The sequence below is a fragment of the Brevibacillus nitrificans genome (assembly GCF_003710965.1).
GTDB lineage: Bacteria > Bacillota > Bacilli > Brevibacillales > Brevibacillaceae > Brevibacillus > Brevibacillus centrosporus.
In genome coordinates this window covers 866,124-879,589 of sequence record NZ_RHHU01000010.1, presented here as the reverse complement: position 1 = coordinate 879,589, position 13,466 = coordinate 866,124, and the positions used below count along the sequence as shown (strand labels likewise).

At 51.5% G+C, this 13,466-nt stretch carries 13 protein-coding genes; all 13 read right to left on the bottom strand.

Annotated elements, in window-relative coordinates; translation table 11 throughout:
• Positions 1-17: 17 nt before the first annotated feature.
• The 13 genes from minC to EDM59_RS17655 all read right to left on the bottom strand — a co-directional run bounded on the left by minC (position 18) and on the right by EDM59_RS17655 (position 13,452).
• On the bottom strand, positions 18-689 hold the full coding sequence (gene minC, locus EDM59_RS17715) for a septum site-determining protein MinC (protein WP_122924888.1): 672 nt from the start codon (positions 687-689) through the stop codon (positions 18-20).
• Positions 690-788: 99 nt separating this feature from the next.
• Positions 789-3,224: a peptidoglycan D,D-transpeptidase FtsI family protein gene (locus tag EDM59_RS17710; RefSeq protein WP_122924798.1), complete on the bottom strand. Its 2,436-nt coding sequence runs from the start codon at positions 3,222-3,224 to the stop codon at positions 789-791.
• 37 nt (positions 3,225-3,261) lie between these two features.
• The gene (mreD, locus tag EDM59_RS17705; protein WP_092269577.1) at positions 3,262-3,789 is read right to left on the bottom strand and encodes a rod shape-determining protein MreD; all 528 of its coding nucleotides are present in this window, start codon (positions 3,787-3,789) and stop codon (positions 3,262-3,264) included.
• Positions 3,789-4,748, bottom strand: coding sequence for a rod shape-determining protein MreC (mreC, locus tag EDM59_RS17700; RefSeq protein WP_122924797.1), 960 nt, complete (start codon positions 4,746-4,748; stop codon positions 3,789-3,791). Before mreC ends, mreD begins: the two co-directional genes overlap by 1 nt.
• Positions 4,749-4,762: 14 nt before the next feature.
• Entirely contained in the window at positions 4,763-5,806 is a 1,044-nt protein-coding gene (locus EDM59_RS17695; protein WP_122924796.1) for a rod shape-determining protein, read from the bottom strand.
• Positions 5,807-5,850: 44 nt separating this feature from the next.
• The gene (gene radC / locus EDM59_RS17690) at positions 5,851-6,549 is read right to left on the bottom strand and encodes a RadC family protein (RefSeq protein ID WP_122924795.1); all 699 of its coding nucleotides are present in this window, start codon (positions 6,547-6,549) and stop codon (positions 5,851-5,853) included.
• Between the two features lie 100 nt (positions 6,550-6,649).
• Complete coding sequence (locus EDM59_RS17685) at positions 6,650-7,234, bottom strand: Maf family protein (RefSeq protein WP_122924794.1); 585 nt, start codon at positions 7,232-7,234, stop codon at positions 6,650-6,652.
• An 11-nt stretch (positions 7,235-7,245) separates the two neighbouring features.
• On the bottom strand, positions 7,246-7,386 hold the full coding sequence (locus EDM59_RS31440) for a DUF4321 domain-containing protein (protein WP_246011114.1): 141 nt from the start codon (positions 7,384-7,386) through the stop codon (positions 7,246-7,248).
• Between the two features lie 260 nt (positions 7,387-7,646).
• Positions 7,647-8,921 carry a hypothetical protein gene (locus EDM59_RS17675; protein ID WP_246011095.1) on the bottom strand — a complete coding sequence of 425 codons (1,275 nt, stop codon included), beginning with the start codon at positions 8,919-8,921 and terminating at the stop codon, positions 7,647-7,649.
• A gap of 50 nt (positions 8,922-8,971) precedes the next feature.
• A complete protein-coding gene (locus tag EDM59_RS17670; RefSeq protein WP_183192940.1) occupies positions 8,972-9,403 on the bottom strand; it encodes a prepilin peptidase in 432 nt (143 codons plus the stop codon).
• A 153-nt stretch (positions 9,404-9,556) separates the two neighbouring features.
• Positions 9,557-10,555: a ketoacyl-ACP synthase III gene (locus tag EDM59_RS17665; RefSeq protein ID WP_183192939.1), complete on the bottom strand. Its 999-nt coding sequence runs from the start codon at positions 10,553-10,555 to the stop codon at positions 9,557-9,559.
• Between the two features lie 139 nt (positions 10,556-10,694).
• Positions 10,695-12,077: a UDP-N-acetylmuramate--L-alanine ligase gene (murC, locus tag EDM59_RS17660; protein ID WP_122924790.1), complete on the bottom strand. Its 1,383-nt coding sequence runs from the start codon at positions 12,075-12,077 to the stop codon at positions 10,695-10,697.
• Between the two features lies 1 nt (position 12,078).
• Positions 12,079-13,452 (bottom strand): bifunctional folylpolyglutamate synthase/dihydrofolate synthase, encoded by a 1,374-nt coding sequence (locus tag EDM59_RS17655; protein ID WP_122924789.1) that lies wholly within the window; start codon positions 13,450-13,452, stop codon positions 12,079-12,081.
• Positions 13,453-13,466: the final 14 nt, after the last annotated feature.

The window sequence follows — 13,466 nt, the reverse complement described above, 5'->3', positions numbered from 1 at the left end:
ACTCTACCCACAAAGCCTCAAGCCTTCTTTTCTCCCAGTTCTGGTCGGATCCGCGCCAGATAGTTCATTTTCGCCACCAGCATCGTTCCATTTTCCAGGTACGCAAACTCTGTACCCCCGGAATGATTGGTCCACTCTTCCCCCGGCTTGCTGATTACATCGGCAATCCTCAGCTGGGTAGGACTCATCACCGCTGCGGCAATAATGACCTGACTGTCACCATCGATCCCTGCATGCGCATAGCCTCGCAGATGACCCAGAACATAGATATTTCCCGTACTGCGAACGATTCCTCCCGGGTTGACATCCCCCAAAAGGAGCAAGTCTCCGTCGTACTCGAGTACTTGACCAGAGCGAACCGTGTGTACCTGGACGGAAAAATGTGTTTTCAGGCGTTCGGCAAAAGCTTCCTCTTTTGTGATCACATCCGCCTCGACGGTATGAATGACCAGATTCCCCTTTTGCCGGATAATTTGAGTCAACTGCTCCTGTTGCTCTGGTGAGCAGTATCTTTTCCCCAATTTAATGGAAACCCGAATCAGCGGTCCTGACAAAATCTGTTGATGGCTATGCTCTATTTTTTCACGCACATCGGTCAGCAGTTCTTCGAAGGAACAGGTATCGTCCATGAAGAAGACGAGCCCCTCTTTTGTTCCTTTGATTGTGACCTTGCTTTTCACAGTCGTCACCTGTTTCACCTCGACCGATACCATTCGCCATACAGAAACTTTTTTCCTGCTCTACTTGAAAAATTTGCCGAATCGGGTCACATCACGCCATTTGAACCTTTAAGGCTTGGTTGTGGATGAAGAAGTGGGCGATGCTGGGTGCAGCACACCCGGGTTTAATTCGTCATACGCCTCCAGCAAACGACGAGAAATGGGACCGGTTGCATCCGAACTGGAGGTTCCGTCCTTCAAACTGTTAGGTGCCACGACAACAAACACGATTTGCGGATTTTCGTAAGGAGCAAACCCTACGACCAGCGCGTTCTCTGCCCGACGCCCAGTCTGAGCGGTACCAGACTTGGCAGCGACATTGTACGGCAAGCCAGTAAAGGCACGGGAAACGGTACCACCTGGTTGCGTAACCAAGTGCATCCCTTCTTTTACGACCTGAATGTACTTCGGATCGATGTTTACCCGATTCAAGACTTGCGGCTCAATCAAAGTCAGCGTCTGTCCCGGTTTTTTCGGATCTGTCGTCCCTCTGCGGATTTCTTTGACGAGATGCGGACGAATCCGGTAGCCACCGTTGGCAATCGTCGATATATACTGCGCGATCTGAATGGGGGTAAACAGATCGTACTGCCCGATCATCGCATCCGCCAGGTTACCGTAGTACAAGTTGGGGTTTTCCCAGCCTGTTTTTTCTCCCGGCAAGTCAATACCGGTTTTTACCCCGAGACCAAACTGCGCATTGTAAAAGTCGAGTACGGAAAACTGTTTCTCCCAGCCTTGTGTGCCTTTCTTTGCCAGACGAATCGCCATTTCGTACATGTACGTGTTATTGGATACTTGCAGGGCACGTCTCGCATTGACCGGACCGTGTCCTCCCGCTTTCCAGTTCCGCTTGTACGAAGTCCCTACCTCCAAGCCTCCGCGGTCATAGATAGTTTCATTCGGAGTGGTTAACCCTTCCTGCAAGGCAATCATGACAGACAGCGGCTTATATGTGGAAGCCGGCGGGTAAGGCGTGTAAATAAAACGGTTGGATTCGTTCGGGAGAATCAACGAGGAGTATACCTTGTTAAACTCTTTCCGGTCGTAGTACAGATTTAGATTGTAGTCAGGGTAGCTCGCCATCGCCAGAATTTCCCCCGTATTCGGGTTCATGGCCATTACGTGAGCATCCTTAAATTCCTTTGGCGTGGTTGGCTTCTTTTTATAGGCTTCGACTTCTTCCTTTAAAATAGCCTCTACCTTGCTCTGGAAGCGCCAATCCAGGGCAAGCACGAGATCATTACCCGGTTCCGGTGCCTGACGCATGGTCTTCTCAACCGTCTCCGAGTTTTTGTTGACGTGGACATCCATGATCCCGTCTTTTCCACGCAGGTATCGCTCGTAGTAGGCTTCAAGCCCGGTTACCCCTACACGGTCGATGGCATTATACCCTTGTGCCTCGTATTCCTTTAAGCTCTCCGGGCGAATCGCATTGATGTACCCGAGGAAGTGCGTGCCAAAGGCTGTACCATCGGGGTCGGGCATGATTTGTCTGACCGGCTCCAGCTCTACGCTGATCCCCGGCAGCTCTGTCCGTCTCTCCTCGATCTGGAACATTTCCTGCTGTGTGATGTTTACCTTCACACGACGCGGGATGTAGCTCGCCATTTGCGGAGAGCGCATTTCCTGAAGCAGGGACAGCTTATGCCACTGGAACTGGCGCTGTTGATCCGTCAAAGGCAGAGGTACGTCCAGTTCGAACAAGGAGGCGTAACGGAGCAAATCCATGTCAGACTTGTCCGAGAGCTGAGCAGGTGTCGGCAGCTGCCTGATTTGTGCCTTTACTTCCTTGATCAAATCATCGCGGTCTTCTTTATCCAGTGTAAGGGAGAACTGGACATTTGCATTGAACGCCGTCTTTAGCAGCTCCAGGTCGGACAGTCCATCCAGTGCCGTAGCATTGCCGTTCTTCATGCTCGTTTTCAATTTGTTGATGACGGTCTCTCTCTCTTTATCATCAAAAGGAGAGCGTACGCGCAGCCCCACGTACAGAGCCGTCTTCACCAGGTTGTAGTCGGACATCGAATCGACCTGCTCCTGCTTTGGAACCAGCTGGAGCTTCGGCGTGATCAGCGCCTTCAGCTCATTCGTTTTCTTCTCATCAAAAGCTACCGGCAATGTAGACCGCAGCTCAATGGTTTTTTTCAGCAGCTCTTTGTCCGTCCCCAATTTCCCTCCATCGGGAATCAGGATTTTGGCCAGGCGATCTGCTACTTTTTCTTCATCAATATCCTGTCCTTGCTCTTCCACATACTGCACCGTATAAACCGGCTTGTTGGAGACGAGCACCGCTCCATTCTTGTCGAGAATCCTGCCCCGCGGAGCTGAAATCGGCAGCTCGCGAATACTGAATTTCTCCAGCTCATGTCGGTACTGCTCTCCTTCTACCAGCTGCACGAAAGCGAGACGCAAAATGATAGCGGCAAAAAACAGGAACACGATCAGGAACAAAATGTTCAGCCGAATCGGTATATGCGATTTCGGTTCTTTCGTTTCCTCCACGAGTTCTCCCCTCCTTACAGATACGCCGTAATCATGGTTATTCTGCGTGCAAATCTCGCTTCTTCGCCTGAATCTTGTTGCACATTCTCATGATCGGGACATAAATCAGCAGTGTCACAACGAGGTTGAGTATGACACTTGGCAAAATTTGGCGGTTCAGCATCCATTGGACGTCATAGGGCGCAGCCGAAAACAGTCGGAACAAACTGTAGAGCAGCCACTCATGACCAAACAGGATCAGGGCGCTTGTTACGAATACCATGCCAAATCCACGCTGGAACAGCAAAACAATCAAGCCTGCAAAATAGCTCGCTACCATCATGGACATCGTGTAAATGCCGATGACCTGTCCGAAAAGTACATCCTGCAAAAAGCCGAACGCGAGTCCGTAGTAGAGACCTTCCCGCCTGCCCATGAACATGGAAATGAGGATGCAGCATACTAGCGCAAAGCGGGGTACTGTCATCCACGACAGACCCCATGTAGCTGTTGCAATCACTTGAACGACAGTTCCTTCTAGAAGGAACAGGACCAGTACTGTTAGCGTCAAAATAAAGCGTTGCATTACTGCCCACCCCCAACCTGTGAGGTCGAGGTCCCTTGATTCGGTACATTCGTTGCCTGGCCGGCATTTTGCTGAGGGATCAGCTCTCCGGTCGGGGAGATGGAAAAGTTTCTTTCCACGATCATGACTTCATTTAATTGTGAGAAGTCGGCACTCGGTTGAATGTACGCCGTCTGGGTCAAACCGTAATCGTCAGGTTCTACCCGCACGATGTAACCGATGGGCAGGTTTCGCGGAACTACTCCGCCTAGACCCGAAGTGATGACTTGCTGCTTTGCTTCAATTTTCTGTCCCCAAGGAATCTTCCGCATGATGAGCAAACGCTCCTGTGGATCGTATTCCTCAACGACCCCGCTCACAGGGTGCACCGTCGTTTGACCGTTCACGACCTGTGTCGTTTGGATAACAGCCGAAATATGGTCGCGTCGTTCATAACTGGTCAAGAGTTCAACCGAAGATGAAAAGTTGGCTACACTCTGCACTCGCCCGATCAAGCCCTTGGACGTAATTACCGCCATGTCTTTTCGGATCCCCTGCTTCAGTCCCTTATCGATTGTTATGACGTTGTTCCAGGTATCCGGGTTACGGGCAACGACCTCTGCAAAACGGAGCTGGTAGGATTTGAGTGATTCTTTTGCCTGAAGCGCTTCTCTCAAACGCGTATTCTCCGCTTGCAAATCAAGCAATTCGGCAGACATACGGGCGTATTGATCGAGCCCAGCCTTCAGTGCCTTGTTTTCCTCGTAGACATTGTACGCATCGTCTACTTCCTGAAAAAAGCCAGAAACAGCCTGGGCAGGGCGATAAAAAAAGCCCTGCACCACGCTGAAGGTATCTTTAAAAAACATCTCGGGCCAGGTCAGCTTCACTCGTTCACGGGAAGTAAAACCCACGACAGAGATGAGCAGAACCAAGCCGACGAGCACAATAATCAGCCGCTTGTTCCCGAAAAACGACATGCCCTAACCTCCGTTTATTTACCCCGTTTTTGTCGGGAAGAGGTGATGCCGTGCTTTGACTTGAACAGGTGAATGTTCTCCAATGCACGTCCTGTTCCGATCGCAACGCAGTCCAGTGCATTTTCTGCCACGTGCACAGGCATGCCTGTTTCTTTGCTCAGCAAGCGATCCAGATTTCGCAGCAATGCTCCGCCACCAGTCAGTACAATGCCTCGATCCATGATGTCGGCAGCCAGCTCTGGCGGACTTTTCTCCAGAGTCACCTTCACTGCTTCCACGATAGCAGATACGGTTTCTGCCAAGGCGTCTGCAATTTCCGAGCTGCTGACGGACAACGTTTTCGGCAGACCTGTCACCAGATCGCGACCGCGGATTTCTACATTTTCTGGCTCGTCCGGTGCGATCGCAGAACCGATTTCCAGCTTCAGCGTCTCAGCTGTGCGCTCCCCGATCATCAGATTGTATCTGCGTTTGATGTACTGAATAATCGCTTCGTCCATCTCATCGCCTGCTACGCGAATGGAACGGGAGGTAACGATCCCACCCAAGGAAATGATCGCGACTTCAGTCGTACCGCCACCGATATCGACAACCATGCTCCCTGTCGGCTCCCAAACAGGAAGATCCGCACCGATTGCCGCTGCGAATGGTTCTTCAATCGTGTGCGCTTCCTTCGCTCCCGCTTGCTTCGTCGCATCTTCCACCGCACGTTTTTCTACTGCAGTAATACCGGATGGCACACATACCATGACATTCGGACGGCGGCTGAACAGGCCTTGATTTTTTTGGGCCTGGTTAATAAAGTAGCGCATCATGGTTGCGGTCGTATCAAAATCCGCAATGACCCCATCCTTCATCGGGCGAACGGCCACGATATTGCCTGGAGTACGTCCGATCATGCTTTTCGCCGCATTCCCTACCGCTTCAATCGAATTGTTGTTGGTGCGAATCGCCACAACGGACGGCTCCCTTACCACAATTCCTTTTCCTTTTACAAACACCAGTGTATTGGCAGTGCCGAGGTCAATCCCCAAGTCACGTGTAAATCCACCAAACATAAAAAAACTCCTTCCGATATTTACAGTTGCAAGCAAATTGTCTTTTAGAAGTACCCCTGCTCTTTCAAGCTGACATACTTTCCATCCCCAATGATTACATGATCCAAGAGTGCAATTCCCACCAGCTCACCTGCATCTCGCAGCGTTTGCGTAATCGCAATATCTTCCCGGCTGGGTGTAGGATCGCCGCTTGGATGGTTATGTAGGCAAATCACCGATGCACTGCTGCGACGTATAGCTTCCTTGAAAACCTCTCTAGGGTGCACGATCGAAGCGTCCAAACTGCCTACAAAAATCGTCTGCTTGCCAATAACCCGGTTCTTGGTATTGAGGAAGAGACAAACAAAGTGTTCCTGTGTCAAATGAGCCAACTCAGGTATCATCAAATCAGCCACATCACGGGGCAATCGAATAGCTGCACGGCTCTGCCGCGGCACACCCGTGAGCCTTCTTCCCAGCTCAAACGCGGCGTGCATTTCGATCGCCTTGACCTGACCAATTCCCTTTTGTTCGATTAACTCAGCGTGAGAGGCCTGGGCCAATTCCCTCAAGTCGCCGAACCTGGCCAACAGATTCTGTGCCAGCTCATATGCCGTCTCTTTCTCTGTGCCTGTCCGCAATAAAATAGCCAGCAGTTCTGTATCAGACAGTTGGTCCGCTCCCACGCGAAGCAGTCTTTCGCGTGGACGGTCATAGTAAGGGACGTTTTTGAGCACGGTTTTGTTACAGGTATTTGTTGGCATTTGAACCGACCTCCAGCCATTCGATAATTCGGAAACGGCTGGCTCGGAGATGAACATGTGATGGAACGCCGTTGCCGCTTGAAACCAGGCAATATATTGCTTACAAAACAGTGATTCCAAAGCGGGAAAGCATCTTGGCTGTGAGACAGAGAGGAAGTCCGACCACGGTAAAATAATCACCGGTGATGCCTTCCACAATCGTCGCACCGATTCCTTGGATCGCATACGAGCCAGCTTTATCCATCGGCTCTCGCGTCGCAATGTAAGCTTTTATTTCGGATTCTGAGAGAGAGCGAATCCGCACCAGTGTGTGACTGTGCGCAACCTCTGCTCGTCCTGTAGCTGCATCAATCAGTGCCACTCCGCTGTATACAGTATGCTCGCGGCCTTGCAGCATGGACAGCATGTGAAACGCATCAGCCTCATCCAACGGCTTGCCTAAAATCTGATCGTCGAGAACGACAATCGTATCCGACCCCACTACTACCCCTTCCCTGCAGGTAGAAGCGACCGTCTGCGCCTTTCGAACCGCCAATTCTTCCACTACTTCTTTTGGGGACATGCCAGGCGCAGTCGTCTCGTCCACGTCACTCGTCTGCACGGTAAAAGTGAGACCCAAGGTGTGCAGCAATTCTCTGCGACGCGGCGAGGATGAGGCAAGAATAAGAGATGTTTGTGTTTTCATCGTTTTTCAACCTACTTCATTCGTCGATGTATCCAAAAAGCGAGGGCTAACCCTCCTACACTGGCTAGATTTAGTTTTACCTGAAAGTTCAGGTCGTACTTCAAAATTTCTAAATCCGCCGAGGGTGACCATCTTAATTCTTTGCTCTTCATGAGGAAAGGGATCCAGGGCTCCAAAATCTCCCCGATAATGCTGCCACACAATAGTCCACAAGCCAGAAGAAGCAATAGTATTAGTGTATCTTTCCCCATAACCTTCCCACTCCCTGTTTACTAGGGATTCTCTTTTTGCCATCAATAAGTGTAGCAAATGGGAGGGTACGAAACAATCCCCGAATACTCCTGGTAGTTACTGTAAATAAAGAAAAGACCTCCTGCAAGAAAACCTTTGCGGAAGTCTGTTCCATGGCTGATTATTCGGTTTTTTGCGCCTGTTTGACCCAGGCCGCATAATTCTCCAAATACTTCAACACGCCTGCCTGAACCTGCCAGGCATACGATTCAGCACTTTGCGCCTTCTTGCCCGCATTTGCCTCCGCCATTTTGTCGCGTGCATCCATCGCCTGATTGATGCCATTCACCATTTCACTAAAGTATGGCGTTGTGCCTGCCTGCGCCGAAACGAGACGGCTTTCCTCCAGGAATTGGCGATGCTGCTCCTTCATCGCGGCTGCCTCTTCCGTAGAAAGAACGGGCTGGGCGTTGGTAATCACTTGCCCGGAGTGAGCGGAAAGTGTCTGTGCAAGCTTTATTCCGTTGGCAAAAAATACGTTCAAATCTGGAGCGGCGGAAGAATTGGCTGAGGCCACACCCACTGTCCCTTGATAGGTCGGAAAGGAGAATTCCTTTACATACACATCCACGCCCTTGCTCTTCAGGTTCGTCGCAAATCCGAGCACAGCATCTCTCGTCGGGGCTGCTGCCGCAAACATGTACTGATTAGCCGTGTCCTTGTAGAGCAGGTGCGGAACACCCAGCTTATCGAGCGGCTCGACGGCAGCTTGCGCCGAGGCATCTGGCGAAAATACCCCTGCTTGGGCAACAAACATCTTCAAATCGGGTAGCTGCACTTTGACATCTGTCGGTACCCCTGAGGCTGGTGATGCAGGCGCATCTGTCATTGGCCGATCCATTCCTGGCAAAACGGGACCCGCGATAGGCAGCTGTCCCTCGGGAGACCCTGCTGCCGGATTTGCTGTCAGCGTTTGGACCGTGTCGCTCAGGACATTCCGATACGACTGGGACAGCTCCTTTTCCGAAAAGACGGTGAGGACGAGGAAGCCGAACAAGAGGCCGATCGCAATACCGCCACCCGTTGTCAGCACCGTCCGAAAAATGGGTCTCTTCGTCCATGAAGAAAACAAACGTGTCGCCGGCCTTTTGCTCAGCACACTCTCCTCTTGATCGTCTTCAAAGCGAGCTTCTGTGGATTCTTCCAAAACGATTCCCGTCTCTCTGCTAGGCTCCCGCTCTGCGCGGCTTCGCAGCTGCATCATGCGTTCCCAGGCTTCGTTTCCCTTTTCAACGATCGGCTGAGTAGGAAAAGGGATCGTCCGTTTCCCCGTTCCTTTTTCTGTGTTCACCGTTTTCACCGTTTCAGCCGGCTTGGCACTTTCTCTTTTTTCATCCCAGAACTTTCCGTTCATTTTGACAGTGACATTGCTTCTTTTTTCTCCGCTCACAACCATGCCCCCCTGCAACAGGCTCTTTCTACTAGCTTACGTTGTCCAAGGACAGGTTATGACAACGAGATGCCAAGCCCATACACGAGCAGTCCAACAGTCAGAAACGGAGCAAAAGGAATGGGGGTACGGCTGTCGATTCGTTTTAGCAGCAGCAAGAGCAGGGATACCAGAAACGCCATCGCACAAGCCCATGTCATGGTGAGGACAAACCCTCTCATACCTAGCGCAAACCCTAGAAGTCCTAGCAGTTTTACGTCTCCCATGCCGATGAGTGCCGGTCGATGCCAAGCAATCAGGCCAAATGCGAGCAGGATTCCTCCTGTGAGGAAAAGATGCTCCATCCACTGCTCCCATCCCCAAAGAAAAATCCCGAAAAGACCCGTGAAAATGCCGCTTACCAAAAGCACGATGTTCGGTATCCGTCTTTGTCGCATATCTGTCCAGGAAAGATAGAAACAAATCCCCACAAGTAGCAGCCAATGCATGTGCACGGTCTCCCTCATTTCCGAAAAAATCCTCCCCGCATCGTACGAAGAGATTCATGTTTGACGAACCTGCATGTCCATTTTCCGCTTGCTCACTGGCACAAAAAAAGTCGCCCTGCGAGGTTGATTGACCCGCGGACGACTTCAAGGTATTCAGGAGCGATTGGAAGGATTCCAGGTTATGAGCATGCCGGCGTGGACGAGGCCACCCCCAAATCCGTACAGCAAGAGGGTGTCTCCCTCTTTAACCGATCCTTCCCGAATGCCTTTGTCCAAAGCGAGGGGAATCGTCGCTGCCGAGGTATTGCCGTAATACTCCAGGCTATAAAGCGTCTTCTCGATGGGAAATTCACTCTTTTCACAAACGGATTCAATCATGCGCAGGTTGGCACTATGCGGGATGAACCAATCTACTTCCTCCAGCGTCGCGTCTGCTCGGTGAACGACCTCCTTCATCCCACGGGGAATGGTTGTCGCCACCCATTTGTACACTTCTCTGCCGTTTTGGACGATGCACCCGTCGCCCGTAAGCTCACGATCAGCCATCGTTTTGGCAAGCCCCGATCGATATACGTGTATACCCCCGTCCCCTTTTGTCCCCAAGTAAACAGAACGAAAGCTTGGATTGGCTTCGTCATACTCCACCAGTACCGCACCAGCACCGTCTCCGAATAAGATGCAGGTCGTCCGGTCCGTATAGTCTGTCACCTTCGAAAGCGTCTCCGCACCGACAACCAGCACTTTTCGATGCATCCCGGAGCTGACTAATGCGTTTGCTGTATGCAGTGCGTACGTAAAGCCCGCACAGGTGGCACTCAGATCCATGGCTCCGGTTTGCTCGATGCCAAAGTGCGCCTGTAATTGACTGGCGACGCTCGGAAACGGATAGTCAGGGGTCGAGGTCGCCACGAGAATCATATCGACATCTTCGACTGACTTGTCGTATTGCTTGATCATATTTTCTACAGCAGCTATGGCAAGATGGCTGGTGAATTGCTTTTCGCTGGCGATTCGGCGTTCATGAATCCCGGTTCTTTGCAAAATCCATTCATCGGATGTATCCACCATTTTTTCCAGATCAGCATTCGTCAGTCTGCGGTCCGGAACATAAGTGCCGATTGCCGTAATTCTAGCTTGGGAGCGAAGCGTCATGATTCATCACCTCTTCTTTTTATAACCTCATTATAACACCAACTATTAGTATCTGGTACTAAAATATAATTTGTCTTAAGAAATAAGAAAAAGGCTTGAACCGAATGGGTCCAAACCTTTTTCTGCACGAGCGTCTTCTTTATTTACCGAGCTTTTCTGCAAGCCAGAAAGCTGACTTCCAAATGTCGCCCGCCCCCATGGTCAGCACCAGGTCGCCAGGCTTCAGATCGTGAAACAGCTGTTCCTGCAGCTGTTCTTTCGTCGGGATGTACTGCGCCCGTTCATGGCTGTTCACCCGAATTTTTTGCACCAGTACCTCAGAGGATACGCCTTCGATCTTGGCTTCCCCTGCAGGTGAGTAAATATCCGTGATGATGACCTCATCTGCGTCCGCGAACGCACGGCTGAACTCATCCATCAGGAAAAAAGTTCTCGTATAGCGCTGCGGCTGGAATACCGCGATCACACGTCGCCCAGATGCCTTGGCACCTTTCAGCGTCGCTATGATTTCCGTCGGATGGTGCGCATAATCGTCTACCACGAGAATGTCACGCGCCTCTCCGATGATTTGGAAACGACGCTTCGCACCCCGGAACGAAGTTAAGGCGTTTGCAATTTGTTCAAACGACAAGCCTGTATCCAGGCAGACGATGATCGCAGCCAGCGCGTTCGCAATATTGTGCTTGCCCGGAACTGTCAGGATCAGCTCTCCCAGCAGCTGCTCGCGATGGTAGACTTGGCAGCGGCTGCGCCGATCTCCACACTCGATGGAAACTGCCCGAAAATCGGCCGTGTCCACGAACGGCTTTTCGATGGCATACGTGACAACTGTTTCGGTAACAGACGGCAGCACTTCCCTTACATGCTGGTCGTCGATACACAGGACCGCTTTTCCGCCTGGCTTTAGGTGACTCAGAAATTTCACGTACGCTTGTTTCAGGTTATTAAAGTCACCATCGAAATGCTCCAGGTGATCGGGTTCGATACTGGTAACGATCTCATATACAGGACGATACTCGAGGAAGGAACCATCGCTCTCGTCCGCTTCCGCAATCACATAGTCACTGCTGCCTGCTTTTGCATTCGTTCCTGCGTTCATCAGCTCTCCGCCGATGATAAAGGTCGGATCGACTCCACACTCCTCTAAAACATGGGAGATCATGGAAGTCGTCGTCGTTTTCCCGTGCGCTCCTGCAACCGCAACACCGGTACGCTCGTTCAGAATTTGGGCAAGCATTTGCGAACGATGCAGGACGGGAATGCCTTTTGCTTCTGCCGCTACGACCTCAGGGTTATCTTTTGGAATACTGGTGGAGTATACAATGATGTCTGCTCCCTCCACATGGCTTGCAGAATGGCCTATATGTACGGCCGCCCCTCTTGCTTCCAGCTTCTTCGCCAAATCGTTCATGGCGACATCGGAACCGGTTACCTTGTATCCAAGGTCAATCAAGACGCGGGCAATAGCACTCATACCATATCCGCCTATACCCACAAAGTGGACGTGCTCTGCCTGATCCACCCTATTCACCTGCCTCTTCTACTGTAGTGGGAAAGAATGCGCGCACTTGGGCGATGAAGTAGAGCGATCCGCAGACGACTAACCAGTCATCCGCCTTCGCTGATTGCTTCTCACGCATCCAAGAAAGGAGAAATGCTCGCCAGTCAGGGACGGCCTCCAGTTTTTCCGCTTCCCATCCTCCTGTGTGGAAGGCATCGTGCAGCATTTCGCTTTCTGCAGCACGAGGGAAGTCGAAAGTCGTTACATAGAGGGACTCTATCCGCGACTGTAGCGGCAAAAGCGTCTCAGCCATATGGGAGAGCGGCTTATCCGCCAAGCCGGAAAACAGCAGATGCAAACGGGCACCCTCTGGCAACAGCCTCTCCAGACTGCCTGCGAGCGCCTCCATTCCTTCCTGGTTGTGTGCCCCATCCAAGATCACCAACGGTCTCGGGGAGACGATTTCTAGACGACCAGGCCAACGCGTTTGTTGCAAACCGCGAAATATTTCTTCGTCCTCCAGCAGGAATGAGAAGTAGTTCCGTAGGATATCGATCGTCATCAACGCGACCGATGCGTTGTCCGTCTGATGGATGCCATTCATGGTCAAACGATAGGTTTCCTCGTTGCGGCGGAGCCTACTTCTGTAACGGAACTGCTGTTCACCCAGCTTCTCCTCGACTTGCTCACCGGCAAAATGGGTCCCGATCTCGTAGACCGTGCTTCTTGTCTGCTTGGCTTTTTCATGGAAAACGGCGAGCACTTCAGATCGACGCTCTCCCGTGACTACAGGCACACCTGGTTTGATGATACCGGCTTTTTCCCCTGCGATATCGACCAGATTGTCGCCTAACACACTTGTATGATCCAGCCCGATGTTCGTGATGACGGAAACCAGTGGAATCACCACATTTGTGGAATCCAATCGACCACCAAGCCCTGTTTCCCATACAACTACCGCAGGAAGCTTTACTCTCGCGAAATAGAGAATAGCGATGAGCGTGATCACTTCGAACTCGGTTGGAGAACCGAATTCCGTCTCTTTTTCACAGCGATCTACCAGCACACGCACTTCGTTTGCCAGCTGCAGCAGATCTTCTTCTTCAATCATGCTGCCATTGTAACGAATACGCTCGCGAAAATCGATCAAATACGGGGAGGTAAACGTTCCTACGCTATACCCTGCCTCCATGAGCATTTGGGTCAGGAATGCGCAGGTCGATCCCTTTCCATTCGTACCTGCAACGTGAATAAAAGGAACTCTGCGCTCCGGATTGCCCAGCTCACCGAGCACCCACTGCATCCTCTCCAGCCCCGGCCGTTGGCCGAAGCGGAGAAGTCCATGCAGCCAGTCAAGGGCTTGCTTGTATTCCACAAATCGTTCTTCTGCATGCATACTACCATGCTCCA

Excerpts from the sequence above, each read along its gene's own strand:
- mreD (WP_092269577.1), bottom strand. The coding sequence starts at position 3,789 with ATGCAACGCTTTATTTTGACGCTAACAGTACTGGTCCTGTTCCTTCTA.
- mreC (WP_122924797.1), bottom strand. The coding sequence starts at position 4,748 with ATGTCGTTTTTCGGGAACAAGCGGCTGATTATTGTGCTCGTCGGCTTG.
- EDM59_RS17695 (WP_122924796.1), bottom strand. The coding sequence starts at position 5,806 with ATGTTTGGTGGATTTACACGTGACTTGGGGATTGACCTCGGCACTGCC.
- radC (WP_122924795.1), bottom strand. The coding sequence starts at position 6,549 with ATGCCAACAAATACCTGTAACAAAACCGTGCTCAAAAACGTCCCTTAC.
- EDM59_RS17685 (WP_122924794.1), bottom strand. The coding sequence starts at position 7,234 with ATGAAAACACAAACATCTCTTATTCTTGCCTCATCCTCGCCGCGTCGC.
- EDM59_RS31440 (WP_246011114.1), bottom strand. The coding sequence starts at position 7,386 with ATGAAGAGCAAAGAATTAAGATGGTCACCCTCGGCGGATTTAGAAATT.
- EDM59_RS17675 (WP_246011095.1), bottom strand. The coding sequence starts at position 8,921 with ATGGTTGTGAGCGGAGAAAAAAGAAGCAATGTCACTGTCAAAATGAAC.
- EDM59_RS17670 (WP_183192940.1), bottom strand. The coding sequence starts at position 9,403 with ATGCATTGGCTGCTACTTGTGGGGATTTGTTTCTATCTTTCCTGGACA.
- EDM59_RS17665 (WP_183192939.1), bottom strand. The coding sequence starts at position 10,555 with ATGACGCTTCGCTCCCAAGCTAGAATTACGGCAATCGGCACTTATGTT.
- EDM59_RS17655 (WP_122924789.1), bottom strand. The coding sequence starts at position 13,452 with ATGCATGCAGAAGAACGATTTGTGGAATACAAGCAAGCCCTTGACTGG.